General features: G+C 72.3%; 14 protein-coding genes. 9 read left to right on the top strand and 5 right to left on the bottom strand.

Going from position 1 to position 15166, the window contains the following annotated elements:
- The first annotated feature begins 9 nt into the window (after positions 1-9).
- A complete protein-coding gene (locus M8542_RS24060; RefSeq protein WP_257922489.1) occupies positions 10-1146 on the top strand; it encodes a CaiB/BaiF CoA transferase family protein in 1137 nt (378 codons plus the stop codon).
- Here M8542_RS24060 and M8542_RS24065 read toward each other — a convergent pair.
- Positions 1143-1673, bottom strand: coding sequence for a GNAT family N-acetyltransferase (locus M8542_RS24065; RefSeq protein WP_257922490.1), 531 nt, complete (start codon positions 1671-1673; stop codon positions 1143-1145). The genes M8542_RS24060 and M8542_RS24065 overlap by 4 nt on opposite strands.
- A 204-nt stretch (positions 1674-1877) precedes the next feature.
- Entirely contained in the window at positions 1878-2651 is a 774-nt protein-coding gene (locus tag M8542_RS24070) for a crotonase/enoyl-CoA hydratase family protein (RefSeq protein WP_257922491.1), read from the bottom strand.
- Between the two features lie 103 nt (positions 2652-2754).
- Here M8542_RS24070 and M8542_RS24075 point away from each other — a divergent pair, with 103 nt between their 5' ends.
- The 5 genes from M8542_RS24075 to M8542_RS24095 all read left to right on the top strand — a co-directional run bounded on the left by M8542_RS24075 (position 2755) and on the right by M8542_RS24095 (position 5620).
- On the top strand, positions 2755-2922 hold the full coding sequence (locus M8542_RS24075) for a hypothetical protein (protein WP_257922492.1): 168 nt from the start codon (positions 2755-2757) through the stop codon (positions 2920-2922).
- A gap of 360 nt (positions 2923-3282) precedes the next feature.
- The gene (locus tag M8542_RS24080; RefSeq protein ID WP_257922493.1) at positions 3283-3765 is read left to right on the top strand and encodes a helix-turn-helix transcriptional regulator; all 483 of its coding nucleotides are present in this window, start codon (positions 3283-3285) and stop codon (positions 3763-3765) included.
- 122 nt (positions 3766-3887) lie between these two features.
- On the top strand, positions 3888-4802 hold the full coding sequence (locus M8542_RS24085) for a lytic transglycosylase domain-containing protein (RefSeq protein ID WP_257922494.1): 915 nt from the start codon (positions 3888-3890) through the stop codon (positions 4800-4802).
- A 64-nt stretch (positions 4803-4866) separates the two neighbouring features.
- Positions 4867-5265 carry a hypothetical protein gene (locus M8542_RS24090; RefSeq protein ID WP_372508587.1) on the top strand — a complete coding sequence of 133 codons (399 nt, stop codon included), beginning with the start codon at positions 4867-4869 and terminating at the stop codon, positions 5263-5265.
- 10 nt (positions 5266-5275) lie between these two features.
- Complete coding sequence (locus M8542_RS24095) at positions 5276-5620, top strand: DUF3817 domain-containing protein (protein WP_257922495.1); 345 nt, start codon at positions 5276-5278, stop codon at positions 5618-5620.
- Here M8542_RS24095 and M8542_RS24100 read toward each other — a convergent pair.
- On the bottom strand, positions 5598-7022 hold the full coding sequence (locus tag M8542_RS24100) for an MFS transporter (RefSeq protein WP_257922496.1): 1425 nt from the start codon (positions 7020-7022) through the stop codon (positions 5598-5600). The two genes, M8542_RS24095 and M8542_RS24100, sit on opposite strands and share 23 nt — an antisense overlap.
- A gap of 135 nt (positions 7023-7157) precedes the next feature.
- On the opposite strand from M8542_RS24100, the gene M8542_RS24105 reads away from it, so the two are divergent.
- A complete protein-coding gene (locus M8542_RS24105) occupies positions 7158-7724 on the top strand; it encodes a TetR/AcrR family transcriptional regulator (protein WP_257922497.1) in 567 nt (188 codons plus the stop codon).
- 33 nt (positions 7725-7757) lie between these two features.
- Here M8542_RS24105 and M8542_RS24110 read toward each other — a convergent pair whose 3' ends face one another.
- Together M8542_RS24110 and M8542_RS24115 are read right to left on the bottom strand one after the other, a co-directional pair.
- On the bottom strand, positions 7758-9350 hold the full coding sequence (locus M8542_RS24110) for a monocarboxylic acid transporter (protein WP_257922498.1): 1593 nt from the start codon (positions 9348-9350) through the stop codon (positions 7758-7760).
- A complete protein-coding gene (locus M8542_RS24115) occupies positions 9347-9802 on the bottom strand; it encodes a DUF485 domain-containing protein (protein ID WP_257922499.1) in 456 nt (151 codons plus the stop codon). The genes M8542_RS24110 and M8542_RS24115 overlap by 4 nt, the downstream gene beginning before the upstream one ends.
- 1017 nt (positions 9803-10819) lie before the next feature.
- Between M8542_RS24115 and M8542_RS24120 the strand changes: the two genes are divergently transcribed.
- Entirely contained in the window at positions 10820-14716 is a 3897-nt protein-coding gene (locus tag M8542_RS24120) for a sensor histidine kinase (protein ID WP_257922710.1), read from the top strand.
- Complete coding sequence (locus M8542_RS24125; RefSeq protein ID WP_155542171.1) at positions 14713-15165, top strand: roadblock/LC7 domain-containing protein; 453 nt, start codon at positions 14713-14715, stop codon at positions 15163-15165. The genes M8542_RS24120 and M8542_RS24125 overlap by 4 nt, the downstream gene beginning before the upstream one ends.
- Position 15166 lies beyond the last annotated feature (1 nt).

A 15166-nucleotide genomic window follows, 5' to 3' on the forward strand; every position in this document is an offset into this window, starting at 1 on the left:
ACCTCGATCATGAAAGCCGGTCCGCTCAGCGGCCTGAAGGTGGTGGAGCTCGCCGGCCTCGCGCCCGGGCCGTTCGCCACGATGATCCTCTCCGACCTCGGCGCCGATGTCGTCCGCGTCGACCGCGCGACGCCGGGGCAGGACGTGCTCGGCATCCCGGACGACCCGCTCGCCCGGGGCCGCCGGTCGGTCGGCATCAACACCAAGACGCCCGAGGGCATCGAGCTGGTGCTGAAGCTGTGCGACACGGCCGACGTCCTCGTCGAGCCCTTCCGCCCGGGGGTCGCCGAACGGATCGGGCTCGGCCCCGACGTCGTGCACGCCCGCAACCCGCGGCTGGTCTACGGCCGGATGACGGGCTGGGGCCAGGACGGCCCGCTCGCGACGGCCGCCGGGCACGACATCAACTACATCGGGATCGCCGGCGCGCTCGAGCCGATCGGGCGCGCGGGCGAGCGGCCGGTGCCGCCGCTCAACCTCGTCGGCGACTTCGGCGGCGGCGGGCTGCTGCTGGCCATGGGCATCCTGGCCGCGTTGTACGAACGGAACACCTCCGGCCGCGGGCAGGTCGTCGACGCGTCGATGGTCGACGGCGCGGCCCTGCTCACCACGAGCCTGCACGGCATCAAGGCGGCCGGGCTGTGGTCCGAGGAGCGCGGCGAGAACATGCTGGACGGCGGCGCCCCGTTCTACGACACCTACGAGACCGCGGACGGCAAGTACGTCGCCGTCGGCGCGATCGAGATGCGGTTCTGGGGCGACCTGGTGAAGGTCCTCGAGCTCGACCCGGCGGAGCTGCCGCTGCACGTCGACAAGACGCAGTGGCCCCGGCTGCGCGAGATCGTGGCGGGCGCGATCGCCAAGCACACCCGCGACGACCTCGTCGCCCGCGCCGAAGGCACCGACGCCTGCCTGACGCCGGTGCTCTCGCCGTTCGAAGCCGCTTCGCACCCGCACAACGCGGCGCGCGGAACGTTCGTCGACATCGGCGGCACGGTCCAGCCGGCGCCGGCGCCGCGGTTCGACCGGACACCGCCGTCGACGCCGGAAGCACCGCGTGCCAAGGGATCCGACACCGAGGCCGTGCTCGCCGAACTGGGCGTCACGGACCTCGACGTCCTGCGGTCGGGTGGGGTGATCGCCTAGTTCTTGTCGAAGTCGGAGCGCACGACCGAGTAGACGACGCTGTCGCGCCACTCGCCGTCCCGGAAGGCGTAGCCGCGAAGGACTCCTTCGCGGGTGAAGCCGGCCTTCTCGAGCGAGCGCTGTTCGGCGCGGTTGTCGATCTCGGTCGTCGCTTCGACCCGGTGGAGCTGGGTGTGCGCGAAGAGGTATTCGACGAGCAGGCGCTGGGCCTCGGTGCCGTAACCGTGGCCGCGGGCTTCGGGCGCCAGGACGAGGCCCATGTTCCAGCAGAAGGACGTCGGCCCGGTGCGGCTGCGGTGCCAGGAGACCAGGCCGAGGACGCGCCCGCCGAGCGTCGGCACGAGCATGCCGGAGTCGGTGGTGAGCATGCCCGTCTCGTGCCACCGGCGGCGCAGGTAGCCGGGATCGTGCCACCCGAACCACTGGTGCTCCCCGGCCGCGACGGGATCGTTGGTCAGCTGGTCGAGCAGCTCGAGATCGTCCTCGGCCACGGGCCGGAGCACGACTCTGTCGACATCGTCGTCCATCGGGAGACCTTATCGGCCGCTTGACCGGAATCGAGCGGGATTCCACTCGGTCGAGGCATCACCCGTGATCCGGGAGCCGACACGCGTGATCAGAGGGTCGACACGCGTGATTGCAGGGTCGACACGACGCGGGCACCCCGCTTCGCCGTGTCGACCCCTCAATCACGCGTGTCGGCTTCCCCATCACGGGTGATGGCGTTCTGATCACGTGAATGTGCCGTGGCGGCCCTCGCCGCCGGTGAAGCGGGCCGCGCCGTCGGCCGCTTCCGCGGCCAGGACCCCGGTGGCCATCGCGGCGGCGAACTCGGCCGTCAGCGCGTCCTCTTCGGACTTGCCCCACTGGCCGAGCGCCGAGGATCGGTCGCCGCGCAGGCAGACCTGCGGGAACGCCGCGATCTGGCGGGCCAGCTCCTGCGCCGCCGCAACCGCTTCCCCGGCCGGGACCAGGCGGTTCGCGAGACCGAGGGAAAGCGCCTCCTCGGCGTCGACCGGACGGCCGGTCAGGATCAGGTCCATCGCCCGCGACTGGCCGATCAGCCGCGGCAGCCGCACCGTGCCGCCGTCGATCAGCGGGACGCCCCAGCGGCGGCAGAACACCCCGAACACCGCCGTCGCGTCCGCGACCCGCAGGTCGCACCACAGCGCCAGCTCGAGCCCGCCCGCGACGGCGTGGCCGTGCACCGCCGCGATCACCGGTTTGCCGAGCGTCATCCGGGTGGGCCCCATCGGGCCGTCCCCGTCCGGGTGAGTGCGGTTCATCCGGTCGGTGCCGATGGCCTTCAGGTCGGCGCCCGCGCAGAACGCGCCACCCGACCCGGTGAGCACCGCGACGGCCGCGTCGTCGTCCGCGTCGAACGCCCGGAACGCGTCGGCCAGCTCGGCCGCGGTCGGGCCGTCGACGGCGTTGCGGGCGTCCGGCCGGTCGAGGGTGATCGTCGTCACCGGGCCGTCCCGCTCGACCAGCACGTTCCGGGACATGGCGCTCCTAGGGGGTTGATCGGGGTGTCTTCCGGGCAATGCTTCCCTAGAGTATTGGCGTGGCCACTCCCAGGACGGGGACGGCGGACCGGGGAGGAAGCGCATGTCGAGCGGGATGAAGAAGGTGCTCATCGTGGGCGTGGTCGCCCTCGTGCTGTTCTTCCTGATCACCCAGCCCCACCAGTCGGCCGACTTCGTGCACCGCGTCCTCGGCTGGCTCAAGGACGGCGCCGAAGCCATCGTCACGTTCTTCCGGACGCTCTTCTCCTGACCCCGAAGACCCGCTCACCGGCACCGCATCGGGCGACGCCGGTGGTCACCGTGCGTGTTAGCGGACGGTAAATCACTGAGTGTCACGAATCTCGGATTTCGGACCCAACGCTCGACCATCCGGGTGGATTGCGGCTGAAAACGCGCAGGTCGGCGAATTCGTGGGGGCCGGGGTCTGGCGAAGGAGACCACCCCGGCCCTACGGTGCTCACATTGCGTGATCGGGTGGTTCGCCCTCCCCCTCGGAGACCCCCGGTACGCAGGCAGTTTCCACTCAGCAAGGTGCAGGTTGGCGCGTGCGGCGCCACCGCGTGGGACAGGTGTCAGGGCCTGTCCGTCGGGGACCTACAAGGAGGCAGGGATGACCGGAGATCCCGGAGTGGACGCGCTGATCCGGCAGTGGGCAGCCGAGCGCGAGCGGACTCCCGAAGAGCAGGAGGTCGACCGCATCGCTTCCGCGTGGCTGGCCGACGCTCCGGCGCAGGCCCCGGGCATCCCCGGCCAGCGTGCGCGGACCGGGCAGCAGCGGTTCGTCCCGGTCGAGTCGGCCGACCCCGGCTACCTCGACGCGATGCGCCGCCGGCTGCCGGACGTCCCCGAAGAGCTCCTCACCGCCGCCGCGGGCTGGTGGCAGATGGTCGGCGGCGTCGCCGAGGCCGAGGAGTGGTGGGACGCCGGGCTCAGCCCGCTCGACCAGCGGGCCCTCGACTACCGGGCGGCCGGGCTCGCGCCGTCCGACCTGAGCCGCCGGCTCGGGCCGATGACCGTCCTGCAGCACCTGCGCCGCGGCAGCGCCCCGGCCTGGTGCGTGGCGCGGCTCGCGCGGCAGCAGAAGTCCGCCTGACGAGACGCTTCGACACGGCCGGGTGAACCGGCGTGGTGTGACGATGTCGGCGGCCCGCGTAACGCTAACCTGCGCGGGCTCGTTGACAGTTCGTCGACACCACGTTGGAGGACCGGAGTTTCGTGCGCACCAGGACCGGAAAGACCGAGGACGACCCGATCGACGCCGAAGTCGACGAAGCCGCCCCCGCCGCACCGGCACCGGCGCCGCGCTCCGCGAGTTTCGCGGTGCTCACCCGGCTGGTCGTGGTCGTCGCCGTGCTGGCCGTGGCCGGCGGCGGCGTCTGGCTCGTGACGCGCGCGTCGACGCCCGAAGCGAGTCCCACGACGACCGAAATCCCCGCCTTGCAGGTCAAGGCCGCCGACGTCCGCCCGGGGTCGATCGCCCCGGCCGGTGGCGCGGTGGCCGGCGGGGCCGAGCAGCAGACGTCCCCCCAGCAGGCCCGCAGCACCGGCCCGGCGACGCTCTCGCAGTGGGCGAGCCAGGTCGCCGCGGTCACGAACGTGCCGGCGCGGGCCCTGCAGGCCTACGGCAACGCCGAGCTGGCGATGCGCGCGGACCAGCCGAAGTGCCAGATCTCGTGGGCCACGCTCGCGGGCATCGGCCGGATCGAGTCCAACCACGGCCAGTACGCCGGCGCGGTGCTCGGCGCGGACGGCCGCCCGTCGAAGCCGATCATCGGCGTCCCGCTGGACGGCTCGGCCGGCGTCCAGGCGATCGGCGACACCGACGGCGGCCGCTACGACGGTGACGCGGCCGTCGACCGCGCGGTGGGCCCGATGCAGTTCATCCCGAGCACGTGGCGCAAGTGGGCCTCGGACGGCAACGGTGACGGCCTCGGCGACCCCCAGCAGATCGACGACGCCGCCCTGGGCGCGGCCCGGTACCTGTGCGCCGGCGGCCGCGACATGGCGAGCCCGTCGGGCTGGTGGGCGGGAATCCTGTCGTACAACAACTCGACGGAGTACGCGCAGAAGGTGTTCGGCTTGGCTGACGGGTATGCGAAGGGTGCGCAGTCCGTCCGCAAACAGGGCTGAGAGCCGGGACACCCGCTGCTCGGTCGGCCGTCGTGGCTCAGCGGGCCAGTGCTAGCGTCGAGGCGTGCCAGCCTCCCCGTCACCGGCCGCGTCCCCCTGGGGGCGGCGGATCGCGATCGTCGCGACCTGCCTGGTGAGCCTGCTCGTCTGCTGCGGGCTCGCCTGGTGGCAGTGGGACCGCTTCACCTCGGCGAACGGCACCTTCCAGAACCTCGGCTACGTCCTGCAGTGGCCGCTGTTCGGGCTCTTCCCCGCGTTCATGTTCTACCGGATCCGCAAGCTCCGGCAGAAGGCCGAAGCCGACGGCACCGCGGACGAGAAGCCGAAGCCCGCCCCGGTCGCCGAGGTGCCCGCCCCTCGCCCGCGTCCCGACGCGCACGTCACGGACGAGGACGAGGAGCTGGCCGCGTACAACCGTTACCTGCGCGAGCTCAACGCCCGCGACCAGCAGGCCGCCGAGTAAGGATGACCCGATGACCACCAGCACCGAAGGCGCCGCGCAGACCGCGGTGCCGCTGTCCGGCCCCCTGGTCCGGTTCCGCACCGCCGCCTACGTCACCGGCGTCGGCCTGCTCGGCCTGTGCTTCGTGATGGTGCTGCGCTACGGCTTCGGCAACCCGACGCCGTCGGCGGTCTACTCGCCGATCCACGGCGTCCTCTACATGATCTACCTGGTGCTGACCATCGACCTGGCGATCAAGGCCCGCTGGTCGATCAAGGGCACCGTGCTCGTGCTGCTGGCCGGCTGCGTCCCGTTCGTCTCGTTCCTCGTCGAGCGCCGGGTGACGCACCGGGTCAAGGCCGGGCAGAAGCTGTAGCCCGGCGGAACGTCAGCGCCACCAGGACCGTGCCCGCCGCGAACACCGCGGCCGTGGCGAACGCGGCGGTCATCCCGTCGACCGTGAGCGCGGCGCCCGTCGCCGTCGACGAGCGGGTCACCGAGCCGAACACCGTGATCAGCACGCCCAGGCCCAGCGTGCTGCCGACCTGCTGCATCGTCTGCAGCACGCCGCCCGCCGCGCCCGCGTCCTCGGTCGGCACCGTGGCCATCACGATGACGTTGAGCGGCGCGAACGCCAGCCCGCCGCCCAGGCCCATCAGCAGCAGCGGCCCGAACAACGCCGGGAAGTACGCGCTGTCGGTGGTGAGCAACGCGAGCCAGCCGACACCGCCGAGCATCAGCAGGGTGCCGGTGACGGCCAGCGGCTTCGGGCCGTAGCGGGGCAGCAGCCGCGGCACGAGCCGGCTCGTCGTGAAGATCAGCGCCGCCATCGGCAGGAACGCGAACCCGGTGGCCAGCGCCGCGAAGTGCCGGATGTCCTGCATGAACTGCGTGAGGAAGAAGAACATCGACATCATCGCCATCGGGCCGAGGAAGAAGTTGACGTAGGCCGCGCTGCGGTCGCGGTCGGCGAACAGCCGCAGCGGGACCAGCGGCATCGCCGTGCGGGCTTCGATGGCGACGAACGCCGCCAGCAGCGCCAGGCCGCCGGCGAGTGAGCCGAGCGTGACCGGGTTGCCCCAGCCGTCGGACGCGGCGTGGGTGAAGGCGAACACGAGCGAGCCGACGCCGAAGGTGCCGGTGATCGCGCCGGGCAGGTCCAGGTGCGCGGGCCGACGCTCGGGTTCGGGCACGAACCGCGGCGCGAGCAGGATGATCGCCAGGCCGAACGGCACGTTGATGAACAACGCCGCCCGCCACGAGATCCACTCGGTGAGCAGGCCGCCGACGATCAGGCCGATGGCGAACCCGCCGCTGGACATGGCGGAGAACAGCGCCAGCGCCCGGATGCGGGCCTTGGCCTCAGTGAACGTCGTCGCGACCAGCGCCAGGGTGCTCGGGCCGGCCATCGCGGCGCCGACCCCCTGCAGGGCACGCGCGGCGATGAGCAGCGCGGCCGAGTCGGCGAGCCCGCCGGCCAGGGACGCGAGGGTGAACAGGGCGGTGCCCGCGACGAACACCCGCCGCCGGCCGAAGAGGTCGCCGGCCCGGCCGCCGAGCAGCAGCAGGCCGCCGAAGACCAGGCTGTAGGCGGTCATCACCCAGGACAGGCCGGTGGGGGAGAACCCGAGGTCGGCCTGGATGCGCGGAAGCGCGACGTTCATGACGGTCGCGTCCAGGATGAGCATGAGCTGGCAGGTGAGGATGATCGCCAGGACCAGCCCGCTGCGGCGCGCCGGGGCAGGCTCGACCGCACGATGGATCGTTTGCTGGGACAAGAGATACTCCCCCAAAGGAGCGCGAAGGTAAGTGGAGAGTTTCTCCACTTGGTACGACGCGATAATATGGAGAGCGTCTCCGGATGCGCAAGTGAATTCGGAGAATCTCTCCGGTTAAGTGGTGAGGAGGCCGGGATGCCGGGCGGGGACACGGAGCGGCCGATGCGGGCGGACGCGCGGCGCAACTACGAGCGCATCGTCGCGACGGCCAAGGAGCTGTTCGCCGAGCAGGGCGCCGACGTGCCGCTGGACGACATCGCGAAGCGGGCCGGCGTGGGAGCGGGCACGTTGTACCGCCACTTCCCGACGCGGGAGAAGCTGATCGAGACGGTCTACCGCAATGAGATCGAGGAGCTGGCCGACCGCGCGGCCGCGCTGAACGCCGAGCTGCCGCCGTGGGAGGCGCTCGAGGCGTGGCTGAACGAGCAGGTCCGGTGGGTCGTCGAGCGGCACAAGCTGGCCACGATCCTCAAGGAGTCGATCGACTCCGGGTCCGAGACGTTCCACTACTGCCAGACGCGGCTGCGGGAAGCGACCGGGATGCTGGTGGGCTCGGCGCAGGAGGCCGGGCTCGTGCGCGCGGACATCAGCGGCGTCGACGTGCTGCGGCTGGGGCACGGCGCGGGGATGGCGGTGCGCAACTGCAGCCCGGACGAGGGAAAGCTGGTGCTGAGCGTGATCCTGGACGGCCTGCGCGCGTGACGCAGGCCGTCCCCGTCTTTCAACGCTGGAGGGTCAGCTGCCGATCCCGGTGAGGGACCGGACCTCCATCTCGGCGTGCTTGTCGGCGTCCGCCTTCGGCTTGCCCACGAGGGTGCCGACGAACCCGCACAGGAACGAGAACGGGATCGAGACCAGGCCCGGGTTCTTCAGCGGGAACCAGGCGAAGTCGATGCTCTTGAAGATCGCGTCCGGGGCGCCCGAGACGACCGGCGAGAAGAGCACCAGCACCAGGCTGGCGATCAGCCCGCCGTAGATGCCCCACAGCGTGCCGGTGGTGTTGAACCGCTTCCAGAACAGCGAGTACAGCAACGTCGACAGGTTCGCCGAGGCGGCCACGGCGAAGGCCAGCGCCACCAGGAACGCGATGTTCTGCCCGTTCGCCAGCACGCCGCCGACGATGGCCAGCGCCCCGACCGCGATCGCGGTCAGGCGCGCCACCCGGACCTCGTCCGCCGGCTCCGCCTTGCCGCGCTTGAAGATGTTCGCGTAGACGTCGTGGGCGAAGGAGGCCGACGCGGTGATCGTCAGCCCGGCCACCACCGCGAGGATCGTCGCGAAGGCGACCGCGGCGATGATGCCCAGCAGCAGTGTGCCGCCCACGTGCAGGGCCAGCAGCGGCGCCGCCGAGTTTTCCCCGCCGGGCGCGGCCTTGATCTCGTCCGCGCCGACCAGCGCGGCCGCGCCGAAGCCGATCACCAGCGTGCACAGGTAGAACAGGAACATGCAGGCCGTCGCCCAGACGACGCTTCGCCGCGCCTCGCGGGAGTTCGGCACCGTGTAGAAGCGCATCAGCACGTGGGGCAGCGCCGCCGCGCCCAGCACCAGTGCGAGGGCGAGCGACACGAAGTCGAGCTTGGTGGTGCTGTTCTTGCCGTACGAGCCGCCCGGCTCGAGGAGCTTGTCGCCGAGCGGGCTGTTCTCCGCCGCCGAGGACAGCAGGTTCGAGAACGAGAAGCCGAACTTGCCGAACAGGAACACCGTGAGCAGCGCACCGCACAGCAGCAGGATGGTCGCCTTGATGATCTGCACCCACGTGGTGCCCTTCATCCCGCCGACCAGCACGTACAGCACCATGACCAGGCCGACGACGCCGATCACCAGCGCCTGGCCGAGCTTGGAGTGCACGTTCAGCAGCAGGGCCACCAGGCCGCCGGCGCCGGCCATCTGCGCCAGCATGTAGAAGAAGGAGATCACCAGCGTCGACGTCGCCGCCGCCGCGCGGACCGGGCGCTGCTTCATCCGGAAGCTCAGCACGTCGCCCATCGTGAAGCGGCCGGTGTTGCGCAGCAGCTCGGCGATCAGCAGCAGGTCGACCAGCCAGGCGACGAGGAAGCCGATCGAGTAGAGGAAGCCGTCGTAGCCGTGCATCGCGATGGCGCCGGCGATGCCGAGGAACGAGGCCGCCGACAGGAAGTCGCCCGAGAGCGCGATGCCGTTCTGGCGGCCGGTGAAGGCGCTGCCCGCGGCGTAGTAGTCCGACGTCGAGGAGTTCCGGGAGCTGGCCCGGTAGACGACGTACAGCGTGATCGCCACGAACAGGGCGAACACGACCGTGTTGACGAGGGGGTTGCTGGCGGGCGCCCCTTCGGCGGCGAGCGCGGTCATCGGCGGGTCCCTTCCGGCAGGCCCTCGCGGGCCCGCAGCTCGGCGACCCGCGGGTCGACCTGGTTGCGCGCGTAGCGCAGGTAGAGCCAGGTGACCAGCGCGGTGCTCGCGAACTGCCCGATGCCGAGCAGGATGCCGACGTTGACCTGGCCGAACACCTTCTGGCTCATGAAGTCGTGCGCGTAGGCGGCCAGCAGCACGTACGTCATGTACCAGGCGAAGAAGGCGAAGCTCATCGGGAAGACGAACGCCCGGAACCGCCGGCGCAGCGCGACGAACTCGCGGCTGGCCTGGATCGCGGCGTAGTCGGGGCCCGTGCGGGGGACGGGCCGGCGGGGCGGGCGGTGCTGGCCGGGCGGGGGTTCGGACGGGCGGTCCCCGGTGAACAGGGCCGGCATCTGGCCGGTCTCCTCCATGGGGTTGCCCGCCGCGGGGCGCGCGACGTCGTACATGGGTTTGCCTCCGGGCGGAAAGCCTGGCGTGGCGGCGGGCTCCGGCGCCTGCGGGCAGGGGACCGGGCCGCCCTTGCGGACTGCGAGGCGAACATCGTAACTAGGCCGTCCGGCGGAGTCGGCAGGCGGCCGGGCCGTCCGGGGTGCCGGAAGGCGCGGTATTCGTTTTCCTGTCGAAAGCGTCGAATGCGCGATCGCTACAAGATCACGGGCAGATCACCCGTAATGATGAGAAGAATTGTGACGCGACGTTGTCGCGTTCGGCGGCCGCTGCGGCGAACGGGGTAATCATGCTGGACGCGGGTGATCGTTCGTCACCCGGGGTAGTCGAAGTAGCCTTCCGTACCGCTGGCGAGGGTCCGCCAGGTGCGGGCGTGGCGGCGAAGATCCACTGGTCAGCGCCGGGTCCCGAAAGAAATCACCAGGTCGGGTCACGGCCGGACGCAACGCCACAACATCGGGCACACCTTGAGACTTGACCCACCCGATGGGGGTACGGAGTGTAGATCGACAGAGGGATAGGGTTGCGCTCGGTGGGCTAATCGGGTGACGGCCGGATGCTCGCGGGCGCCGCGTCCGGTAACCGGAATTCCCTCTTCGGGGGCGGCGAGGCAGAATGGCGTCGCCCCTTCTCGGCCGCGAAACCACTTTTCGCAGGTCAGCGACCGAACGGGGAACAGAATTGACCGGCAGGGCATCGGGGGTACGATTCTTTCGCCCAGCTGACCGCAGCGATCGATTGGCACCGATAAAGTTGATCTCGACGACCGTGCAGAACGCAACTTGCGCCGTGCACGTGCACAGTCCCTTGCATGGGACGACGGGACGGTGCCTGCCCGAGCAGGGGAGCGCGGCCGGCCGGGCGACCGGGGACGAGCGAGGGCGCCGGGTGCGCGCGGCGGTGCAGAACCGAACGGGGACGCACTGCCCGCCGCGAGCCGGGGCGCCGCGTCGTCGACGCGGATCCATGACGCCGGACAGGGAGTCGCACACGTGACCGTTGCAGGAGAAGGTCAGGTGCCCGTGGGGGAGCTGCTCGGCCGAGCGCCCCGGCGGTCCAAGGGGAAGGACGTGTGGCGCGCGCTGGTGCGCTGGCGCGACTGGAGTCTCCCCGTCAAGCTTTCGGCCGTCACCGTCGTGCCCATCGTGCTCGCCATGGTGCTGGGCATCGCGACGATCGCCGGCCAGGTCGGCCGCTCGGACGAGTACCAGCGGCTCGACCGGCTCGTCGCGCTCGGCGGCCAGACCCGCGCGCTCACCAGTGCCTTGCAACAGGAGCGCACGGTCACCGCGGCGATGCTCACCGAGGGCACCGTCGGCGGCACGCCCGAGCTGGCCGCGGCCCGCAAGGCGACCGACACCGCGGTCGGCCCGTTCACCGCGGCGCAGTCCCGCGCGTCCGACGCGGAGCCCGGTGTGGCCGGCGCCGCCGGCGCGGCGACCGCGCAGGTGAACAACCTCGGCTTCCTCCGCCGTCAGGTCGACGGCGGCCAGCTCGACCCGGCCCAGGCCGTCACCGCGTACTCCGGCATCACCGGTTCGCTGATCGGCCTCGACACCTCGGCCACCGCGGGCGCGGGTGACGGCACGCTCGGCGGCACCCCCGCCGGGCTGCACGAGCTGCTCGTCGCGGGCGAGCAGGTGTCGCTCAGCCAGGCGTTGGTCTCCTACGGCATCGCCCGCAGCGCGCTGTCGCCGAGTGAGCTGGCCACCCTGCGCGCCGCCGAGCTGCGGCTGGGCGACCGGCTCGTCGACTTCCGCTCCGCGGCGGGCGACACGCTCCAGCGCGACTTCGCCGCGATCGCCGAAGGCGCCCAGGCGCAGAGCCGGGCCCGGATGGTCGAGTCCGTGCTGAACGCGCAGGGAAACACGGTCGACGACGCGTTCCGCGCGCTGTCGGCGACCGACTGGAACACCGCGTCCACCGCGATGCGCACCCAGATCGGCCAGGTCGCCGACCGGCTCGGCGCGTCGGCGTCGGCCACCTCGACGCAGCTGGTCGACGAGGCCAGCAGCGGCGCGGGCCTGCTCGCGGTGCTGCTGTTCGCCGCCATGGTGCTCGCCGTCGCCGTCGTCTTCCTCATCACCCGCCAGCTGCTGCGCTCGCTGAAAGTGCTGCGGCGCAGCGCCCTCGACGTCGCCGAGACCGCGCTGCCGGAGGCGGTCCGCAACATCCAGGAGGGCCGCGCGCAGAGCACGGCCGTCGTGCCGGTGCCGGTGGGGACCGACGACGAGGTCGGCGAAGTGGCGCGGGCCTTCGACAAGGTGCACCACCAGGCGCTGCGGCTGGCGACCGAGCAGGCCGCGATGCGCACCGGCTACGGCAGCGTGTTCGTCAACCTCTCCCGGCGCAGCCAAAGCCTGGTGCAGCGGCAGCTGCAGCTGATCGAGCAGCTGGAGCGCGACGAAGAGGACGCCGACCAGCTGGCGACGCTGTTCCAGCTCGACCACCTCGCCACCCGGATGCGGCGCAACAACGAGAACCTGATGGTGCTCTCGGGCGCGGAGCCGGGCCGCCGGTCGGGGAAGCCGGTCGGCACCACCGACATGCTGCGGGCCGCGGTCTCGGAGATCGAGCAGTACCAGCGGGTCCAGGTCCAGCCGCCGCCCCCGGCGCGGATCGTCGGCTACGCCGCGAGCGACCTGATGCGCCTGGTCGCCGAGCTGCTGGACAACGCCACCGCGTTCTCCGCTCCGGAGACGTCGGTGACGGTGGCCTCGCGGCTGGGCGAGGACGGCTCGCTCGACATCGACATCCTCGACAAGGGCATCGGCATGAACGAGGCCGAGGTCGCCGAGGCGAACACCCGGCTGACCGAGGCCGGGTCGGTCGACCTGGCCACCTCGCGCCGGATGGGCCTGTTCGTCGTCGGCCGGCTGGCCAGCCGGCACCGGATCGGGGTGTCGCTGCACGGCGGCAAGGACATCGTCGGCGTCCGCGCCACCGTCGTCGTCCCGGCGGACCTGGTGATGCCGGTGACCGACGGGCCGGTGACCGGCCCGATCGGCGCGCCGCAGCAGCACCCGACGAGCCCCGCGGCGGGCAACCAGCTGCCTCGTCGCCAGGTCAACGGCACGTCCCGGCCGCGGCCGCTGGTGCCGCAGCAGCCGGCGATGGGGGAGGAGCGCTGGCCGTCGGCGAGCGACCTCGCCGGGTTGTCCAACGGGCACGGCCCCGCCGTCCGCCCGCCGTCGGACCTCGAGATCTCCGGGACGGCCCTGTTCGCGCCGCTGCCGAAGGACGAAGACGTCCCGCCGCCGCGCCCGACGCTCCCGCCCGTGCCCGCGGTGCTGCCGGTGCCGGACCCGCCCCGGTCCGGCGACCTGCCGGCGGGCAAGGACCTGTTCTCCGCCAACGAGACGACGCTCAGCGACTGGTGGCGCCAGGCGACCGCCCAGCCGGAACCGGCCGCGGCGCCCACCCCGGAGCCGGCTCCGGCGGCGGACCGCTCGGAGACGACGCCGATCTTCGACGAGATGCTCTCGGCGTGGTTCCGCGAGGACAAGCCGGCCGCCGCTTCCTCCGCGGCGGCTGCCCCGGCCGCCGAGCCGGCCGCCGCGGAAGAAGCGGCGCCGGGCGAGGCCCGCAGCTGGGACTTCGCGAGCGACGAGAACTTCCGCACGGTCCAGGCGGTCACGAAGGTCGAGCCGACGGCGTTCACCGAAAAGGGACTGCCCCGCCGCCGTCGCGGCGAGCAGCTCATGCCGGGCAGCGCCACCCCGACCCCGCCGGCCCCGGCAACCCCGGCCCCGCCGAAGCCGGACCTCCCGGTCCGCGACCCGGCGGACGTCCGCGGCCGCCTGAGCAGCTTCCAGCAGGGCGTGACCCGCGGCCGCCAGCAGGCCCGCCAGGCGGCGGCGCAGCAGGCCGGCCAGTCGCCGCAGCCCGAGGGCCTGCCGAAGCGGGGGCAGCAGCCGCCGGCCGGACCGCAGGCGGAGGGGACACGGCAGCAGGGTCCCGCGGCGAATGGTGTGTTGCCGCAGGGTGCCGAGGCTGGTGGGCAGGCGGAGGGTCTGCCGCAGCGTGGGCAGGGTGCCGAGGGTGGTGCGCAGCCGGAAGGTCTGCCGCAGCGTGGACAGCAGTTGCCTGCGGCGAGCGGTGTGCTTCCGCAGGGTGCCGAGGCTGGTGGGCGGCCGGAGGGTCTGCCGCAGCGTGGGCAGGGTGCCGAGGCTGGTGGGCGGCCGGAGGGTCTGCCGCAGCGCGGGCAGGGTGCCGAGGGCGGTGCGCAGCCGGAAGGTCTGCCGCAGCGCGGACCGCAGGTACCCGCGGCGAGCGGTGTGCTTCCGCAGGGCACCGAGGCCGGTGCGCAGCCGGATGCCCTCCCGCAGCGGGGACAGGCCGGCGCCCCTCCACTCCCGCAGCCGACTCCGCGTGGTCCCGCCGCACCGCCGAACGGGCTGCCCCAGCCAGGACAGCGGCCCGCGCCGGGCGCCCAGCCGGCCGAGGCCGAGACCACGCGGCCGTCGGTCTTCGACGAGACCGTGGCTCAGCCGCTGCCGTCGCGGTTCCAGGAGTCCGGGCAGCAGGCCGCGGGGCGGCCGGGTGCCCTGCCCTCCCGGCAGCCCGCGGCGCCGGCCGAGACACCCGAAGCCCCGGCTCCGCGCCGGGAAGAGGCCGCCGTCGAAGCCACCGCCGAGTGGAACTTCGGCACCGATGACGGCTGGCGGGCGGTGCAAGCGGTGTCCCAGTCGACACCCGCCACATTCACTTCGGCAGGATTGCCCCGGCGCCGTCGCGGGGAGCAGCTGCTCCCGGGCAGCGCCGGACCGCCCACCGGGGCCACGGCCCCCCGACCACAACGGGACGCACACGACGTGCGCGGCCGCCTGCGGAGCTTCCAGCAGGGCATCGAGCGCGGACGCCACCGCACCGCGCGGGCCGACAGCAACCACGAGACCATGGAGGGTGAATGACCTCGCCGAGTAGCGCACAGCCGCCGCAGAACCAGTTCGGCTGGCTGATCAACGACTTCGCGGAGCGGGTGCCCGGCGTGGCGCACGCCGTGGTCGTCTCGGCGGACGGGCTGCTGCTGAGCGCGTCGAACCGGCTCCCGCTGGACCGGGCCGACCAGCTCGCCGCCGTGGCCTCCGGCCTGGTCAGCCTCACCCAGGGCGCCGCCCGGTGCTTCGAGGCCGGCGCGGTCAACGAGACCGTCGTCGAGATGGAACTGGGGATCATGGTGCTGATGTCGATCAGCGACGGGTCCTGCCTGGCCGTGCTCGCTGCCCCGAACTGCGACATCGGCCAGGTCGCCTACGAGATGACGATGCTCGTCGATCGGGTCGGCCAGATCCTGACCCCGGAGCTGCGCGCTCAGCTCCAGGGCTCGGGTGGGTCGCTGATCGGCGAACCGGTGGGATGAT

Origin of the sequence: Amycolatopsis iheyensis (assembly GCF_024703995.1) — a bacterium.
Taxonomy (GTDB): Bacteria; Actinomycetota; Actinomycetes; order Mycobacteriales; family Pseudonocardiaceae; genus Amycolatopsis; species Amycolatopsis iheyensis.

Excerpts from the sequence above, each read along its gene's own strand:
- M8542_RS24070 (WP_257922491.1), bottom strand. The coding sequence starts at position 2,651 with ATGTCCCGGAACGTGCTGGTCGAGCGGGACGGCCCGGTGACGACGATC.
- M8542_RS24125 (WP_155542171.1), top strand. The coding sequence starts at position 14,713 with ATGACCTCGCCGAGTAGCGCACAGCCGCCGCAGAACCAGTTCGGCTGG.
- M8542_RS24080 (WP_257922493.1), top strand. The coding sequence starts at position 3,283 with ATGACCGGAGATCCCGGAGTGGACGCGCTGATCCGGCAGTGGGCAGCC.
- M8542_RS24065 (WP_257922490.1), bottom strand. The coding sequence starts at position 1,673 with ATGGACGACGATGTCGACAGAGTCGTGCTCCGGCCCGTGGCCGAGGAC.
- M8542_RS24095 (WP_257922495.1), top strand. The coding sequence starts at position 5,276 with ATGACCACCAGCACCGAAGGCGCCGCGCAGACCGCGGTGCCGCTGTCC.
- M8542_RS24075 (WP_257922492.1), top strand. The coding sequence starts at position 2,755 with ATGTCGAGCGGGATGAAGAAGGTGCTCATCGTGGGCGTGGTCGCCCTC.
- M8542_RS24115 (WP_257922499.1), bottom strand. The coding sequence starts at position 9,802 with ATGTACGACGTCGCGCGCCCCGCGGCGGGCAACCCCATGGAGGAGACC.
- M8542_RS24105 (WP_257922497.1), top strand. The coding sequence starts at position 7,158 with ATGCCGGGCGGGGACACGGAGCGGCCGATGCGGGCGGACGCGCGGCGC.
- M8542_RS24060 (WP_257922489.1), top strand. The coding sequence starts at position 10 with ATGAAAGCCGGTCCGCTCAGCGGCCTGAAGGTGGTGGAGCTCGCCGGC.
- M8542_RS24110 (WP_257922498.1), bottom strand. The coding sequence starts at position 9,350 with ATGACCGCGCTCGCCGCCGAAGGGGCGCCCGCCAGCAACCCCCTCGTC.